The following is a 16009-nucleotide window of genomic DNA, read 5'->3' on the forward strand; positions in this document are numbered from 1 at the left end:
GATCGTTGGGGTCAGTTGTGGGCGTGCAGAGGCTTGCCGGCCAGGGCCAGGTGCGCCTCTCCGAGTGCCTCGTTCTGGGTGGGGTGGGCGTGGACCAGGGCGGCGACGTCCTCCGGGTACGCCTCCCAGCCCACGATGAGCTGGCCCTCGCCGACGAGCTCGCCGACGCGCGCGCCGATCATGTGCACGCCGACGACGGGCCCGTCCTTGCGGCGCACGAGCTTGACGAAGCCGCTCGTCGCGAGGATCTTGCTCTTGCCGTTGCCGGCGAGGTTGTACTCGAGGGACTCGACCTGGTCGGCGCCCCACGTCTCGATCGCCGCGGCCTCCGTGACGCCGACGGACGCGACCTCGGGCTCGCAGTACGTGACCCGGGGGATGGACGACTCGACGATCGGCGTCGGGTCGAGCCCGGCGATCTGCTCCGCGAGGAAGATGCCCTGCGCGAACCCGCGGTGCGCGAGCTGGAGGCCGGGCACGATGTCGCCCGCGGCCCAGATGTTCCCGACGCCCGTGTGCAGGCGCTCGTCGACGATCACGAACCCGCGGTCGAGCGTGATGCCCTGCGCCTCGAACCCGAGGTCCGCGGTGCGCGGGCCGCGCCCGACGGCGACGAGCAGCAGCTCGGCCTCGAACGTCTTGCCGGACTCGAGGGTCACGGTGACCCCGGAGTCGGTCTCCTTGACGCCGGCAAACCGGTCGCCGAGCGAGAACGCGATGCCCCGCTTGCGGAAGGCGCGCTCGAGCGCCTTCGACAGCGCCTCGTCCTCGTTGGGCACGAGGTGGGGCAGCGCCTCGACGATCTGGACGTCGGCGCCGAACGACTTCCACACGCTCGCGAACTCGACGCCGATGACGCCGCCGCCGAGCACGACGACCGACTTCGGGACGCGGTCGAGCCGCAGCGCCTGGTCGGAGGTGATGACGCGGCCGGCGATCTCGAGACCGGGCAGCGAGCGGGCGTACGAGCCGGTCGCGAGCACGACGTGGCGGCCGGTGTACCGGGTGCCGTCGACCTCGACGGTGTCCTGCGAGACGAGCCGGCCGTGCCCCTCGACGAACGTGATGCCGCGCGAGGAGACGAGCCCCTGGAGGCCCTTGTAGAGCCCGGCGACGACGCCGTCCTTGTAGCCGTTGACGCCCGCCATGTCGATGCCGTCGAACGTGCTGCGGACGCCGAACTTCGCGCCCTCGCGGGCGCCGTCGGCGAGCTCGGCCGCGTGGAGCAGGGCCTTGGTGGGGATGCACCCGTTGTGCAGGCAGGTACCTCCGAGCTTGCCGGACTCGACGAGCGCGACGGAGAGGCCGAGCTGGGCGGCGCGCAGCGCGGTGGCGTAGCCGGCGCTGCCTCCGCCCAGGACGACGACGTCGAATGGTGTGCCGGGTTCGGCCACGTGCGACTCCTTCAGCGAGGGGAGAGCGAGGGCGGACGTCCACGGCACGTCGACGGGCCGGACGAGAACCGCTGGCCCACGGTGCGTGAACGTTCTCCGGGTGCCATCTTGGCACCTCGGGCACAGGCTCCCCAATCGAACCAGGGCCTCGCGGCTGTGACGCTGGAGACAGCGGGCCCACCGTATGACCAGGGTCACGCTGTACCCTGCCGCTGTGCCCCGGCTGCCCAAGCTGTCCAGCCTGTTCTCGCGCCGCCCCGCGACGACCCCGTCCGCGACCGGCGGCTCCGCCGCGCCGTCGGACGCCCGCCGCGCGACGCTCGCCCACCTCCAGGACTTCGTGCGCACGCGCGTCGGGGTCGAGGCGTACGTCGAGCCGCCCACGCAGGACACCGGGGCGACGCTCCTGCTCATCGCGACGACGGGGGAGTGGACGCGACGCCGCGTGCCTGACGAGAAGACGGCGTTCGACGTCGCCGGCTCGCTGGGCGTGCCCGTCTACAACGTCCGCTTCACCGGCTACCCGCAGCGCATGCGGGACTGGAACTCGCGTCAGCGGCAACGCCGGAGCTCCTGACCGGTCGCCCAGGCGATCTGCCGGGTCGAGCAGGTGGTCGTGGTCCGTCTGGTCACCCGGAAGGCCACGACCACCTGCTCGGCGAGGTCGGGTCAGCGGCGGGCGCGGCCCTCGACCAGGCTGAGCAGCGTGCGGACGGCGACGCCCGTGCCGCCGACCGGCGTGTACCCGTGCGCGGAGCCCTCGTTGAACGCCGGGCCCGCGATGTCGAGGTGCGCCCACGGGGTCTCCCCGACGAACTCCTGGAGGAACAGGCCCGCGACGAGCATGCCGCCGAACCGGTCGCCGATGTTCGCGAGGTCCGCGACCTTCGACTTCAGCGACGCGCCCAGCTCCTCGGGCAGCGGCATCGGCCAGAACTGCTCGCCCGCGGCGTCGGCCGCCGCGACGACCTCGGCGCGCACGTCGTCGGCGCCCATCACGGCGGAGACGCGGTTGCCGAGCGCGACCATCTGGGCACCGGTGAGCGTCGCGACGTCGAGCACGACGTCGGGCTTCTCCTCGACTGCTGCGACGAGGCCGTCGGCCATGACCAGACGGCCCTCGGCGTCGGTGTTGAGCACCTCGACGGTCTTGCCGCCGCGGATCGTGATGACGTCCGACGGGCGCTGCGCGGTGCCCGACGGCATGTTCTCCGCGAGGCACAGCCAGCCCGTCACGGCCACGGGCAGCCCGAGGCGAGCGGCGGCGACGACCGTCTGGAGCGCGGCGGCGGCGCCGGCCATGTCGGACTTCATCGCCTCCATGCCCTTGGCGGGCTTGATCGAGATGCCGCCCGAGTCGAACGTGATGCCCTTGCCGACGAGCGCGACCTTCGCGGCGGGGCGCGACGGCGTGTAGGCGATCTTGACGAGGCGCGGACCGCGCGCCGAGCCCTGGCCCACGCCGACCAGACCGCCGTAGCCGCCCGCGACGAGCGCCTTGTCGTCGAGCACCGTGACCTTGAGGCCCTTGGCGCCGGAGTCCTTGACGGCCTGCTTTGCGACGTCGGCGAACGCGGCCGGGAAGAGGTCGTTGGGCGCCGCGTTGACGAGGTCGCGCGTCGCGTTGACCGCGGCCGCGACGACCTTGGCCCGCTCGACGGCCGCCTTGGACGCGGAGCTGCGTGCGCTCCCGGCGAGGATCTCGACGGACGCGGGCGGGCGGCTCGCGGCCGACGACGCGGCCTCGCCCGTGCGGTAGCGCGCGAACGCGTACGCGCCGAGCAGCGCGCCCTCGGCGACCGCGCCGAGCTCGGCCTCGTCCTCGACGGGGAGCGCGACGGCGACCGACGCCGTGCCGGCGAGCCCGCGCAGCGCAGCACCGGCGGCGCGGCGCAGCGCCTCGGCGCTGAAGGTGCCGTCGGCGCGCCGCGCGCCGAGGCCCACGAGGACGAGCACGTCGGCCTTGAGCTCGGGCCCGGCGGGCACCTTGCGGACCTCGTCGGCCGCGCCCGTGATGCCGAGCGCGGGTGCGAGGTCCTCGAGGGCGGCGACCACCGGGCGGGGCAGGTCGCCCCCGACGATCGCGACGCCGTCGGACGTCGTGTGGGTGCCGACGACGAGCGCGTCGACCTTGGCACCGGCGGGATTCTTGCTGGAGACGGTCAGTTCAGCCACCCCGCGATGCTATCTCCGAGGGCGCGGCCACTGCCCCCGCTCGGGCCGCGCGACCTGTGGACCGATTCCATGGCCGCGGGCCGCCCCCGGTACGCTCGGCCGCGTGGTCCTTCCCCTCCTGCTGCTCGTGGTCGCGGCGTGCGTCGCACTCGCCGGCTGGGCGCTCGTGTTCGTCGTGCGCGACCGCGCGGTGATCCTGCGCCAGCTCTGGGGGGCGGCGGCGATCGAGGGTCTGATCCTCGTGCAGGCGGTGGTGGTGGGCGTGCTGGGCGCCACCGGGACCGCGCCGAGCGACCCCGTGCTGCTGTGGGGCTACCTCGTGACCACCCTCTTCATCCTGCCCGTCGCCGCGCTGTGGGCCTTTGCGGAGCGCTCGCGCTGGAGCTCGGTCGTGCTCGCGGTCGCCGCGCTCACCGTCGCGTTCCTCGAGTGGCGCCTGTGGCAGATCTGGAACGCCTGACCTGGAGGTCCTCGCCATGAGCGCAGCTGCCGCCCCGGACGGGACGCCGCGCCCCCGTCGCACGAACGTCGGCTTCGGCCGGGTCCTCGTCGCCGTGTACGGGATCTTCGCGCTCGCGGCCTCTGCTCGCGCGGCCGTGCAGCTCCTGCGCGACTGGCACGAGGCCCCGCTCGCGTACGCGCTGTCGGCGCTCGCGGCGGCCGTGTACGTCGTCGCGACGATCGCGCTCGCGCGGGGCGGTGCGGTCGCGCGCCGGGTCGCGTGGGTCGCGGTGGGTGTGGAGCTCGTCGGCGTGCTCGCCGTCGGCGCCTTCTCGCTCGCCGACCCCGAGGCATTCCCCCGCGCGACCGTCTGGTCCGGCTTCGGGCAGGGCTACGGCTACGTGCCGCTCGTCCTGCCGTTCGTCGGCCTGTGGTGGCTCTGGCACACCCGCCCGGCAACGGCGTCGGCGAGCGTCGCCACCCCGAGCACCACCAGCACCCGCACCGACACCGACGCCCCGGAGGACGCCGCATGACCCGCCGCCGCCCGCTCCTCTACGGACTGCTCTTCGACACCGTCTTCCGACGCATGGACCCGGAGCGCGCGCACCACGTCGCGTTCGACCTCATCGGAGCCGTCGGCCGCGTGCCGGTGCTGCGTGATGTCGTGCAGGGCGCTCTCGCGCCGTACCTGGGTCGCGCGGCCGGGGGCCGGGGCAGCGTCGAGGTCCTGGGCAAGGTCTTTCCCGCTCCCTTCGGCCTCGCGGGCGGGTTCGACAAGGACGCGCGCGCCGTGCGCGGACTGACGATGCTCGGTTTCGCGTTCGTCGAGATCGGCACGGTCACGGCGCACGCGCAGCCGGGCAACGAGAAGCCGCGGCTGTGGCGCGAGCTCGACGTGATGGGCGTGCGCAACCGCATGGGCTTCAACAACGAGGGTGCGGCGGCGGCCGCCCGCCGGCTCGAGGCGCTGCGCTCGACGAGGTCGGGGCGCGCCGTGCTCGTGGGCGCCAACATCGGCAAGACGAAGGTCACGCCCGCGGCCGAGGCCGCGACGGACTACGCGACGAGCGCGGGCCTGCTCGCGCCGTACGCCGACTACCTCGTGGTCAACGTCTCCTCGCCCAACACCCCGGGCCTGCGCGACCTCCAGGAGGTCGAGTCGCTGCGCCCGATCCTCGTGGCGGTGCGCGAGGCGGCCGACGCTGCGACCACGGACGCGGGTGTCGCCCGGGTGCCGCTGCTCGTCAAGATCGCGCCCGACCTCGCGGACGAGGACGTGGACGCTGTCGCCGACCTCGTCGACGAGCTCGACCTCGACGGCGTCGTCGCGGTGAACACGACGATCGGGCACGACCGCGGGCCCGGCGGGCTCTCCGGCCCGCCCGTCCGCGCCCGGGGCCTCGCCGTCGTCGCGCGCCTGCGCGAGCGCCTCGGCCCCCGGCGCGCGATCATCGGCGTCGGGGGCATCACGACTGCGCACGACGCCCGTGACTACCTGCACGCGGGTGCCGACCTCGTCCAGGGGTACACCGGGTTCCTCTACCAGGGCCCGCTCTGGGCGGCGCGCATCAACCGGTCGCTCGCGCGCCATCCGGAGCCGGGCGAGCACGTGCGCGGCGCCGAGGCGAGGGAGGCACGATGATCCGGCCGCAGTGGGTCTGGGAGCTCGACGACGCCGAGGGCAGCGTCCTCGCCGCCCCCGTGAGCCCCGTCTTCACGACGCAGTACGACGCCGAGCAGTGGCTGGGCGAGACGTGGCGCACCTTGGCCGCCGAGGGCGTCGCGGTCGCGCGGCTCCTGCACGACGGCGCGCAGGCGACCGCGCCCGTAGAGCTCCGCTCCCGCTGACCGCGGGTGCCCGCCCACGGACGGCTCCGGGTGGCGTCAGCCCGCCACGCGGGACCATGCGGCGGCGAGCCGGGGCACCGCCCGCTCCAGCTCCTCGGGCGGGCGCGAGAACGTGAGGCGCAGCCGGTCCGCGGCGCTGGCGTCGGGGGTGAACGTCGGGCCGGCGTTGACCAGCACGCCCTCCGCGGCGGCCGCTGCGGCGAACGCCTGGGCGACCGGGGCTCCGACATCGACCCAGAGGGACAGCCCGCCCTCCGGGACGTGCACGCGCCAGTCGGGGAGCGCGGTGCCCAGGAGCCCGCACAGCTGGTCGCGCTGCGCGCGCAGCGTCCGGCGGCGCTCGGCGAGCACGCTGCCCGCGTCGTCGATCAGCTCGACGACGGCGAGCTGCTCGAGCACCGCGGTCGCGATGTCGGCGGACTGCCGCGTGCGCGCGAGCCGCGCGACGAGATCGGGGTGGGCGCGGACCCAGCCGACGCGCAGCCCGCCCCAGAACGACTTGGACGCCGAGCCCACGGTGACGACGTACGGTGACGTCCCGTCGCCGGCGAGCGGCTCGGTGACGGGGCCGACGGCGTCCGGGTCGCCGTCGAGGTCGAGGTCCGTGAGGGTCTCGTCCCCGACGACGGTCACGCGGTGCCGCGCCGCGGCGTCGCGCACCCCGGCCCGCTCCTCGGCCGTGAGCGTATAGGCGGTCGGGTTGTGGAAGTCCGGCACGAGGTACACCAGCCGCGGCGAGACCTGGCGCAGCGTGGATCCGAAGAGGTCGACGTCGAACCCGGGCGCGTCCCGCTCGCGACCGGGGTGCGCCTCCCGGTCGCCGCGCCCCACGGGGACGGGCACGAGCCGTGCTCCCGCGCGTCGGAGCGCCTCCATCGCGTGGTAGTAGGTCGGCGACTGCACGACGGCGCGGTCGCCCCCGCCGAGGAGCGTGCCCGCGAGCGTGGTGATCGCGTGCTGGGCGCCGGTCGTGACGAGGACCTCGTCGGGCGTCGTCGGCGTGCCGCGCCGGGTGTGGTGGTCGGCGATCGCCTCGCGCAGGACGCCGACGCCGTACGGCTCGTACCCGCCTCCGGACAGGTACTCGGGGAGGCGTTCGAGCGCGCGCGAGTACGCACCGTGCAGCCCGCTCGGGGCGGCGGACGTCGCCTGGGAGAGGTCGGCGAGGTCGATCGGCGCGACGTGGGGCGCGGGCGCGGGCGGAGCGTCGCCCCCGCGGGCGCGGGGCGCGCTCCGGGGCCGGGTCGCGCGGGGGAGCACGACGACGGTCCCCGATCCCGTGCGCGAGCGTGCGAAGCCCAGCTCGCGCAGCCGCCCGTACGCGGCCGCCGTGGTGGTGCGGGAGACGCCGAGCGCGACGGCGAGGTCGCGCTCGGACGGGAGCCGCGTGTGCGGGGCGAGCGTACCCGCGAGGACGGCGGCGCGCAGCGCGTCGGCCAGCGCGGTGTACGCGGGGCCGCCCGCGTGCCAGCGACCCAACAACCGCGCCGCGGCGGTGGGGGAGAGGTGGCGGTGGACGTCGACGGACCCGAGCGGGGTGAGGCTCATGGGGCCACTCTCTCTCGATTGGCTATGGATGTCGATGCCACTTGGTCGTCAGGATGGCTCGCATGAGCCCCACCCGTCGTGCCGTCCAGCTCCTCCTCGGCCTCCTCGCCTACGCGCTCTCCATGGCGATGCTGCTCCACGCGGGCCAGGGCGGGATGCCGTGGGACGTCCTGCACCAGGGCGTCGTGCTCCGCACCGGGCTGCCGTTCGGCGTCGTCGTCGGGTCCCTCAGCGTGCTCGCGCTGCTCGCGTGGATCCCGCTGCGGCAGCGGCCCGGGATCGGGACGATCGCGAACGTCGTGGTCATCACCCTGACCATCGACCCGGCGATCGCGCTCGTGACACGCCTAGTGCCCGACCCCGGCGTCGCCGCGAGCGTCGCGCTCGCCGTCGGCGGGATCGTGCTCAACGGCCTCGCGACCTCGGCGTACCTCGGGGTGCGCCTCGGGCCCGGCCCGCGCGACGGGCTCATGACCGGCCTCGTCGCGCGCACCGGCTGGTCGGTGCGCCTCGTGCGCACGCTCATCGAGGTCGTCGTCGTGTCGGTGGGCTGGGTGCTCGGCGGCACGCTGGGCTGGGCGACGATCGCCTACGCGCTGGGCGTCGGCCCGATCGTCCAGCTCACCGCGCGCTGGTTCGCGCCGCGAGGGCTCGCGGACCCGCGCCCCGCCCGGGCGCGTCGTCGGGCGCACGTCGGGACGGAGCCGCGGGAGCCGGTCGCCGCGACCACAGGCCCCCGGCCGGACGAGGGAGGCATGCCCGCGCCCGGCCGGTGAGGAGGCGAGGACGGCCCCGGCGATCGCCGCCGGGGCCGTCGTCGCGCGCGGCGCGCCGGGGTCAGACGACGCGCGTCTGCGGCGCGTTCTCGGCGGTCTTGCCCGGGTCACGCTCGACGGCGTCCCCGAGGACGTCATCGATGCGCGCGAGGAGCTCGGCCGGGACGGTCACGCCCGACGCCTTGACGTTCTCGGCGACCTGCTCGGGTCGGGAGGCTCCGACGAGCGCGGCCGCGACGTTGTCGTTCTGGAGGACCCAGGCGACCGCGAGCTGCGGCATGGTGAGGCCCAGCTCCTCCGCGACCGGCTTGAGGTTCTGCACGCGCGTGAGGACGTCGTCGGTCATGAACTGCGAGATCCCGCCGCGGCCCGCCTTCTCGTCGGCTGCGCGAGACCCGGCGGGAGCCGCCTGGCCGGGCAGGTACTTGCCGGACAGCACGCCCTGGGCCATCGGGGACCAGACGATCTGCGACAGGCCCAGCTCGCGCGAGGTCGGCACGACCTCGTCCTCGATGACGCGCCACAGCATCGAGTACTGCGGCTGGGACGAGATGAGCTGGAAGCCCATCTCCTTCGCGAGCGCGGCGCCTGCGCGGATCTGGTCGGCGGTCCACTCGGAGACGCCGATGTACAGCGCCTTGCCCTGCCGGACGATGTCCGCGAACGCCTGCATCGTCTCCTCGAGCGGCGTCTCCGTGTCGTACCGGTGTGCCTGGTAGAGGTCGACGTAGTCGGTGCCGAGGCGCTTCAGCGAGCCGTTGATCGACTCCATGACGTGCTTGCGGGACAGGCCCGTGTCGTTGGGGCCGCCCGGCCCGGTCGGCCAGTAGACCTTCGTGAAGATCTCGAGCGACTCGCGACGCTGGCCCTTCAGCGCGTCGCCGAGAACCTGCTCGGCCTTGGTGTTCGCGTAGACGTCCGCGGTGTCGAACGTCGAGATGCCGGCGTCGAGGGCCGCGTGGACGCACGCCGTCGCGACGTCGTTCTCGACCTGGGAGCCGTGGGTGAGCCAGTTGCCGTAGGTGATCTCGGAGATCTTGAGGCCGGAGTGGCCGAGGTATCGGTAGCGCATGGTCGCGAGCCTACGGCGGACGACGCCGCGTTCACACGTCGTCGTCCGGGGCCGTGGCCCGCACGGGCTCGCCGTCCGGGCCGAGCGGTTCGACGAGCGTGAGGTCTTCGGCGGCGGGGTCGATCCAGCGCTGGTAGCCCGGCCCGGTCTGCGCGGTCTCGAACCGCACCGCGACGCGCCCGTCGTCGCCGACGCGCACGACCCACCCTCGACCGTCGGTCGCGGTCTCGACGTCCAGGCCGGGCGCGAGGAGAGCGGCCGTCGCCCGGACCGGGCCCGTCGCCGGTGTCGTGGGCGCTGCCTCGACGTCCAGGCCGGGCGCGGGAGCCTCGTGCTCGTCGGTGCCGAGCGGCAGCATGAGCTGGGCGTGCTCGGACAGGGCGTGGAACGCGACGCCGAGCAGGCGGACGGGTTCGGGGACGTCGGCGAGGCGGAGGGCTCGGTGCGCGGCATCGCGCAGCGCGCCCTCGTCGGCCGTGGGCCGGGACAGGGTCACCGAGCGGGTCAGGGTCGTGAACGACGCGAGGCGCACCTTGACCACGACGGTGCGCGCCGCGACGGCGTGCCGCTCCAGCCGGGCCAGCGCGGCGTCGACCACGGGGTCCAGCGCCGCGTCGACCGCGGCGCGGCCGTGGAGGTCGGTGTCGAAGGTGTGCTCGGCGCCGGCGGACTTGCGCTCACGCACCGTCGCCACCGGCCGGTCGTCCCAGCCGCGCGCGATCCGGTAGAGGTTGGTGCCGCCCGCCTCCCCGGCCATCTGGAGCAAGGCGTCGATCGGTTGGCGGCGCAGGTCTGCGACGGTACGCACCCCGTGCTCGTCGAGTCGCGCGGCCGAGACCGGGCCGACGCCCCACAGCGCCCGCACGGGCAGGTCGAGCAGGAACGCGTCCTCGGCGGCGGCGTCGACGACCCGGACGCCACCGGGCTTGGCGGCCTCCGAGGCGAGCTTGGCGACGAGCTTGGACCGGCCGAGCCCGAGGGAGACCGGGAGTCCGCTCAGCTCGCGAGCCCGCTCCTGGATCCGCCGCGCGAACCGGTCGAGGTCGGTGCCCGGCGCCACGGCGGTCGCGACGTCCGCGAACGCCTCGTCGATGCTCACCGGCTCCACGAGGTCGGTGACCTCGCGCAAGGCGGCCATGATCCGGGCGGAGTACGCCGCGTACGCGGCGAACCGCGGCACCACGACGGCCGTCGACGGAGGGCACAGCCGCCGTGCCTGCTCCATCGGCATCGCCGAGCGTGCGCCGTACTGACGCGCCTCGTACGACGCGGTCGCCACGACGCTGCGCGGGCCGACGCCGCCGACGAGCACCGGCCGCCCGCGCAACGAGGGCCGCTGGTGCTGCTCCACCGCTGCGAAGAACGCGTCCGCGTCGAGGTGCGCGATCGTCGGCAGGGCGCGCAGCACCGGAGCGTGCGGTGCGCGGTCAGTACTCACCGCCCTACTCTGCCCCGGCCGTCCCACAGCAGCGGCCCTCGGGCCCACGAGCGGCGGCACCGTACGGTCGACGAGCCAGGTGGCGAGCGCGCCCGGGACGCGGGATGCTCCCGGGCCGTGCGGGTAGGCGGTGGCAAGACCGAGGGCACGCAGGGGACGGATCCACGAACGACCCCGTCGGCCGTCCGCTGCGGGCGACGGGGGTCGTTCGTGGCGGCTGTCAGCCGACCTCGCTCCGGACCGTGGACTGGGCGAGGGCCCACTCGAGGGCGCGGTCGGCCACGGCCTCCCAGCCCGGCGCTGCGCAGGTCCAGTGGTCCCGTCCCTCGAGCTCGACGTACTCGGTCACCGCGGGGGAGCGGTGGTAGTGCTTGGCGTTGGACCGGTTGACGGCCGGCGGCATGATGTGGTCCTCGCTGCCGGCGATGAAGAGGAGCGGTGCCCGGTCCGCGGCGTAGTCGACCCAGGTCTCCTGGGGGCCGGGCTTGAAGTTCGCGAAGAGGCCGTACTCCCATACCCACGCCCCCGGGGCGGCGATCGCGTAGCGGTCGTAGACGCGCTGTGACTCCTCGGCGCTGAGGGTGTTGGTGAACGCGTAGTGGAACTCCTCGGGCGTGAACGCGACCGCGCGCCGACGGTTCGCCGGGTTGCGCAGCGCGGGGAAGAGGGAGCGCGCCTGCGAGACCGGGGTCACGTGGACGCCTTCGGTGGGTGCGGAGTCGATCACGACCGCCGCCGCTCCCAGACCTCTGGCCAGCAGCAGCTGCGTCATGACGCCGCCGAACGAGTGGCCCATGATGATCGGTGGAGAGGCGAGCTCCTCGATGACCGCGGCGAGGTGGTCGACGGTCTCGGGGACGGTGAGGTCGGCGATGACCTGGGGGTTCTCCCGCAGTGCCTCGACCTCGATCTCGAACCCGGGGTACGCGGGGGTCAGCACGGTGAGGCCCTTGGCCTCGTAGTACGTGACCCAGTGCTCCCAGCTGCGCGGGGTCATCCACAGGCCGTGGATGAGGACGACCGTGTCCGGTCGGGCGACGTCGTTCATGGTGCGTCTCCTTGGAGTGCTCAGGCGTCGATGAAGGCGAGGAGGTCGGCGTGCAGCCGCTCACGGTCGGTGTCGGGCAGGGCGTGACCGCTGCCCTCGTAGACCTTCAGCACGGCACCGTCGACGAGGTCGGCCGTGCGCCGGCCGCCGACGGAGAACGGGACGATCTGGTCGTCGTCGCCGTGGATGACGAGGGTCGGGACGTCGATCGCGGCGAGGTCCGGGCGGAAGTCGGTCGCGGAGAACGCGGCGATGCACTCGTAGGCGGCGCGGTGGCCGCACGCCATGCTCTGGAGCCAGAAGGCGTCGCGGAACCCTTGCGGGACGTCGTTGTTGCGGTTGTGGCCGAAGAACGGGCCGTCGGCCAGGTCACGGTAGAGCTGGGAGCGGTTCGCGACCTCGCCGGCCCGGATCCCGTCGAAGACGTCGAGCGGCAGCCCGTCCGGGTTGTCCTCGGTCTGGAGCATCAGGGGCGGGACGGCCGAGACGAGCACCATCCTGGCCACGCGGGCGGTGCCGTGCCGCCCGACGTAGCGGGCGATCTCGCCGCCACCGGTGGAGTGGCCCACGAGCGTGGCGTCGGTGACGTCGAGCGCGTCGAGGAGCTGGGCGAGGTCGTCGGCGTAGGTGTCCATCTCGTTGCCGTGCCAGGTCTGGCTGGACCGGCCGTGCCCACGACGGTCGTGGGCGATCGTGCGGTGGCCGTGCTCGGCGAGGAACAGCGCCGCCGCCTCCCAGGCGTCGGAGTTGAGAGGCCAGCCGTGGCTCAGGACGACGGGGGTCCCGTCGGTCCCCCAGTCCTTGTAGAAGATCTGCGCGCCGTCGTCGGCGGTGAAGTAGGGCATCGGGTCCTCCGCAGTCGGAGTGAGGATCGGGCCCTTCGAGACTCGCCCGCCCCTCGCCGGGCCGGACCACGTGCCGCTCGTAGTCCCGAGCGAGCCGCGCCGCTCGGCGTCCTCAGGTGCCGCTGTCGGCGATCCGGTCGGCAAGCTGGCGCCGGGAGGAGATCCCGAGCTTCTGGAAGACCTTGCGCAGGTGGTAGTCGACCGTGTTGGGGCTGATGAACAGGTTGGCGCCGATCTCGGCGTTCGTCCGCCCGGACGCGGCGAGACGCGCGACGGTGAGCTCCTGCGTCGTGAGGTCGAGGTGCTGCGTCCGGCCGGGGACGTGCGCCTGTGCGTCGACGACCTTCAGCTCCGCGAGGGCCCGGGCGACGAAGAGCTCGGCTCCGCTGTCGTGGAAGCGGCCGAGCGCGAGCCGGAGCTGGCGGGCTGCGTCTCGTCGCCGCCGGGCGCGGCGCAGCCACTCGCCGTAGAGCAGGTGGGAGCGTGCCAGGTCCATCTCGGCACGCGTCGAGGCGAGCGCGTCGATGGACGCGACGTAGTGCGGCTCGGCGTCGTCGCCGGGCGCCGTCAGCGCGTGCGCGCGCTCGGCGATCCCTCGGCACCACCGTGAGCCGTTGGCGTCGGCGCGCTCGGCCAGGTCCTCGACGTAGGCGTGCGCCTCGTCGGCGTGCCCGCTGCGTACGGCCGCCTCGACGAAGTCGCCGTACTGGCTGGGCGTCACGTGCAGGAAGGGTCGCGTGACGAGCGGGAGATGGCGTTCGAAGGCGTCGCGGTAGCGGCCGTCGGCGAGGTCGCGCACCACGAGGGCCGCGACGCCCGAGGACGTGACCCCTCCGAAGCCGGTTTCCAGGGCACCCTGCGCGACCGCGAGGACGACCTCGTGCGGGGTGCCGTTCCAGGCCAGCACGGCCGCGTTCACGACGTTCTCCGCGTCGTAGCCCATGGCACGGCGCACCTCGCGGACGAGGTCGTCGGCGCGGGCGGCGCGCCGCAAGGTCCCTCCGCACAGCTCCGAGATCGCCGTCGTCCACAGGATGCTGTCGAGCTGCTGCAGCGCGCCGGCGTCCCGGGCCGCCCGCGCCGCCCGTCCCAACGCGTCCGCACGGCCGGTGCTGTCCCACAGAAAGGTGCCCAGCGACGCGATGGCGCTGTGCCTGCGCATCATCTGGTCGTCGGGCAGCGCGAGGATCGCGTCCAGGGCATCTCGTGCGGGGCCGACCGCCCGGTCGTAGGGGTCCAGGACGAGTGCGCCCAGCCCCCGCAGGATGGTCCCGGCCGGCCCTGGCGCGAGCTCCGCGCCGGCGACGAGGCGACGGCCCAGCTCGTCGGGCGTGACGCCGACCATCGCGAACTCGGCCGTGCAGCTCATCTCGAACGCCTGCAGCAGCGCACGCTGCTCGCGTTCCACGTCGTGGCCGTGGAAGTGGCGGGCTGCCTCCAGGCACGCGGCAGTCGCTCCCCGCACGCCGTCCGCGTCGCCGAGGAACATGCCGAGCCCGCTCCGGACGAGCGTCACGCGTCCCTGGGACACCGGCCCGGCCGCTGACAGATCGGCCTCCTCGACCAAGCGCTTGGCGACGTGCGCGGCACCCGCGGCGAGCGCCGCCTCCGCCGCTGCAGCCTGACGGTCCTCGCGCGCGGGGCCGGGCGGGGTGAGCTCGGCGGCCCTGGCCAGGATGCTGGCTCGCGAGGCGAAGCCGCCTCGTCGCGCGGCGAGGTCGGCGGTGTGGGCGAGCCGTTCCGCGACCGCGCCGTCCGTCCCGACGACCGCACGGGCCGCGTGCCATGCCTCCGCCTCGACCAGACCGAGCCTCTCGGCCGCGCGCGCCAGCGTGCGGTGCACGCGCCGTCGCTCCGCCCCCGAGGCAGCGTTGTAGACGGCGGCCCGCACCAGCGGGTGCCGGAACTGCACGGCGGGTGCCAGGGAGAGGAGCCCGGCGAGCTCCGCGCGGTCGCCGTCGTCAGGATCCAGGCCGGTCGCCCGCGCGGCGTCGGACACCAGGTCGACGTTCCCCGTCGGGTCCGCCGCCGCGAGCAGCACCCAGCGCTGGACGGAGGCACCGGTCTGACGCACTCGGCGCACGTAGTGCTCCTCGAGGTGGCGACCGATCGGGATCGGCTCGTCGGAGATGCCCAGGTCCGGCAGCTCGTGCACCAGCGACTCGCCGGCGAGGTCGACCAGCGCGAGCGGGTTGCCGCCCGTCGCACGCGCGATCGCCATGGCCGCCGGCGGTGCGAGCGGACGGTGCGCGGAGCGGTTGAGCAGACGCACCGCCGTCTCGGGGTCGAGCCCCGTGAGCACCAGGTGCGGGAACCCCGTCAACCTCTCCACGAGCGCCGGCTCCTCGCGTCCGGCGAACACCATCGCCACCCGTTCCGCGGCGAGTCGGCGCGCGACGAAGGCCAGGACGTCCAGGCTCTCGGCGTCGACGAGATGGGCGTCGTCGACGGCGCACACGACAGCCTGACCCGCGCTCGCCGCCGCGAGCAGGCTCAGCATGCCGAGCCCGACGAGAAAGCGGTCGGGAGGAGGGCCGTCGGACCGTCCGGACGCGACGGAGACGGCCTGGCGCTGCCTCGCCGGGATCGAGTCGAGATGAGCGTGCAGCAGGGACACGAGCCGCTGGACCGCGGCGAAGGCCATCGACGACTCGGACTCGTAGCCGTCGACGTGCAGCACGCTGAGGCCGGGCTCCTGCGACGTCGCAGCCACCAGACTCGTCTTGCCGATGCCTGGCTCGCCGAGGAGCGCGATCGCGCCGCCGCGACCGTTGCGCGCACCGCTGACCAGCGCGTTGAGTCGTTGCCGCTCGTCGACCCGGCCGAGGAGGGGCCCACCGCCATGCATACGCACAAGATAGGGAACGCGGCGGCGTCGCGACCAGACGTGTGGCGACGTCACCGCCGGTGCCGCCGCGCGGTCCGGCGCACGGGTGCTCGGTGCGTACGAGGAACGGCCGCTGCGGGGCTGAGCAGAGGCACCGGCGACCGCTACCGGCAGAAGTGCCTGCGCAGCCCGGCTCAGCCGTCAGCTCGTCGCCCAGACCCCCAGCTCGTTACCGCTCGGGTCGAGGAAGTGGAACCGGCGGCCGCCGGGAAACTCGTACGGGCCTTCGACCACCTGGCCGCCCGCGCCCTGCACGGCGGCAAGGGTCGCGTCGAGGTCCGCGGAGAACAGCAGCACGAACGGGCCGCCACGCGAGACGTCGCCCGCCTCGGCCAGGCGCAGCCCGCCCGCCTCGTCCTCGCCCGACTCCGCGGCCGTGCGGATCCCCGCGTACCCGGGCCCGTAGGGGACGAACTCCCAGCCGAAGGCCGCGCCGTAGAACGCCTGGGCGCCGGCGAGGTCGGTCACCGGGAGCTCGACGTAGTCGATCGAGTGGTGGATGGCGTGCGCGTGGTTGCTCATATGCCCATCGTC

General features: G+C 74.3%; 15 protein-coding genes. 6 read left to right on the forward strand and 9 right to left on the reverse strand.

Annotation, left to right across the window (positions count from 1 at the left end; genetic code table 11):
- Positions 1 to 11: 11 nt before the first annotated feature.
- Positions 12 to 1394, reverse strand: a complete 1383-nt coding sequence (gene lpdA, locus AC6CH9_RS20145) for a dihydrolipoyl dehydrogenase (RefSeq protein WP_498156489.1) — start codon at positions 1392 to 1394, stop codon at positions 12 to 14.
- A gap of 223 nt (positions 1395 to 1617) precedes the next feature.
- Between lpdA and AC6CH9_RS20150 the strand changes: the two genes are divergently transcribed.
- A complete protein-coding gene (locus tag AC6CH9_RS20150) occupies positions 1618 to 1971 on the forward strand; it encodes an oxidoreductase (RefSeq protein WP_231581925.1) in 354 nt (117 codons plus the stop codon).
- A gap of 92 nt (positions 1972 to 2063) precedes the next feature.
- On the opposite strand, the gene AC6CH9_RS20155 is transcribed toward AC6CH9_RS20150, so the two are convergent.
- A complete protein-coding gene (locus AC6CH9_RS20155; RefSeq protein ID WP_498156490.1) occupies positions 2064 to 3569 on the reverse strand; it encodes a leucyl aminopeptidase in 1506 nt (501 codons plus the stop codon).
- Positions 3570 to 3672: 103 nt separating this feature from the next.
- Here AC6CH9_RS20155 and AC6CH9_RS20160 point away from each other — a divergent pair, with 103 nt between their 5' ends.
- The 4 genes from AC6CH9_RS20160 to AC6CH9_RS20175 are packed head-to-tail and all read left to right on the forward strand — an operon-like array spanning position 3673 to position 5861.
- On the forward strand, positions 3673 to 4029 hold the full coding sequence (locus tag AC6CH9_RS20160; RefSeq protein ID WP_498156491.1) for a hypothetical protein: 357 nt from the start codon (positions 3673 to 3675) through the stop codon (positions 4027 to 4029).
- Between the two features lie 16 nt (positions 4030 to 4045).
- Positions 4046 to 4546 carry a hypothetical protein gene (locus tag AC6CH9_RS20165; RefSeq protein ID WP_498156492.1) on the forward strand — a complete coding sequence of 167 codons (501 nt, stop codon included), beginning with the start codon at positions 4046 to 4048 and terminating at the stop codon, positions 4544 to 4546.
- Positions 4543 to 5655: a quinone-dependent dihydroorotate dehydrogenase gene (locus AC6CH9_RS20170; RefSeq protein ID WP_498156493.1), complete on the forward strand. Its 1113-nt coding sequence runs from the start codon at positions 4543 to 4545 to the stop codon at positions 5653 to 5655. The genes AC6CH9_RS20165 and AC6CH9_RS20170 overlap by 4 nt, the downstream gene beginning before the upstream one ends.
- Positions 5652 to 5861: a hypothetical protein gene (locus tag AC6CH9_RS20175; RefSeq protein WP_498156494.1), complete on the forward strand. Its 210-nt coding sequence runs from the start codon at positions 5652 to 5654 to the stop codon at positions 5859 to 5861. Before AC6CH9_RS20170 ends, AC6CH9_RS20175 begins: the two co-directional genes overlap by 4 nt.
- 36 nt (positions 5862 to 5897) lie before the next feature.
- Here AC6CH9_RS20175 and yczR read toward each other — a convergent pair whose 3' ends face one another.
- The gene (gene yczR / locus AC6CH9_RS20180; RefSeq protein WP_498156495.1) at positions 5898 to 7409 is read right to left on the reverse strand and encodes a MocR-like transcription factor YczR; all 1512 of its coding nucleotides are present in this window, start codon (positions 7407 to 7409) and stop codon (positions 5898 to 5900) included.
- Between the two features lie 62 nt (positions 7410 to 7471).
- On the opposite strand from yczR, the gene yczE reads away from it, so the two are divergent.
- Positions 7472 to 8185 carry a membrane protein YczE gene (yczE, locus tag AC6CH9_RS20185; protein ID WP_498156496.1) on the forward strand — a complete coding sequence of 238 codons (714 nt, stop codon included), beginning with the start codon at positions 7472 to 7474 and terminating at the stop codon, positions 8183 to 8185.
- Between the two features lie 61 nt (positions 8186 to 8246).
- On the opposite strand, the gene AC6CH9_RS20190 is transcribed toward yczE, so the two are convergent.
- From AC6CH9_RS20190 to AC6CH9_RS20215, 6 genes are all read right to left on the reverse strand, one after another.
- Positions 8247 to 9257 (reverse strand): aldo/keto reductase family protein, encoded by a 1011-nt coding sequence (locus tag AC6CH9_RS20190; protein ID WP_498156497.1) that lies wholly within the window; start codon positions 9255 to 9257, stop codon positions 8247 to 8249.
- Between the two features lie 31 nt (positions 9258 to 9288).
- A complete protein-coding gene (locus AC6CH9_RS20195) occupies positions 9289 to 10695 on the reverse strand; it encodes a DNA polymerase IV (RefSeq protein WP_498156498.1) in 1407 nt (468 codons plus the stop codon).
- Positions 10696 to 10915: 220 nt separating this feature from the next.
- Positions 10916 to 11743: an alpha/beta hydrolase gene (locus AC6CH9_RS20200; protein ID WP_498156499.1), complete on the reverse strand. Its 828-nt coding sequence runs from the start codon at positions 11741 to 11743 to the stop codon at positions 10916 to 10918.
- 20 nt (positions 11744 to 11763) lie between these two features.
- Positions 11764 to 12588 carry an alpha/beta fold hydrolase gene (locus AC6CH9_RS20205; RefSeq protein ID WP_498156500.1) on the reverse strand — a complete coding sequence of 275 codons (825 nt, stop codon included), beginning with the start codon at positions 12586 to 12588 and terminating at the stop codon, positions 11764 to 11766.
- Positions 12589 to 12700: 112 nt separating this feature from the next.
- Positions 12701 to 15436: a helix-turn-helix transcriptional regulator gene (locus AC6CH9_RS20210; protein WP_498156501.1), complete on the reverse strand. Its 2736-nt coding sequence runs from the start codon at positions 15434 to 15436 to the stop codon at positions 12701 to 12703.
- Positions 15437 to 15616: 180 nt separating this feature from the next.
- Entirely contained in the window at positions 15617 to 15997 is a 381-nt protein-coding gene (locus AC6CH9_RS20215) for a VOC family protein (protein ID WP_498156502.1), read from the reverse strand.
- Positions 15998 to 16009 lie beyond the last annotated feature (12 nt).

It is taken from the genome of Cellulosimicrobium sp. GQ32, from assembly GCF_059758455.1.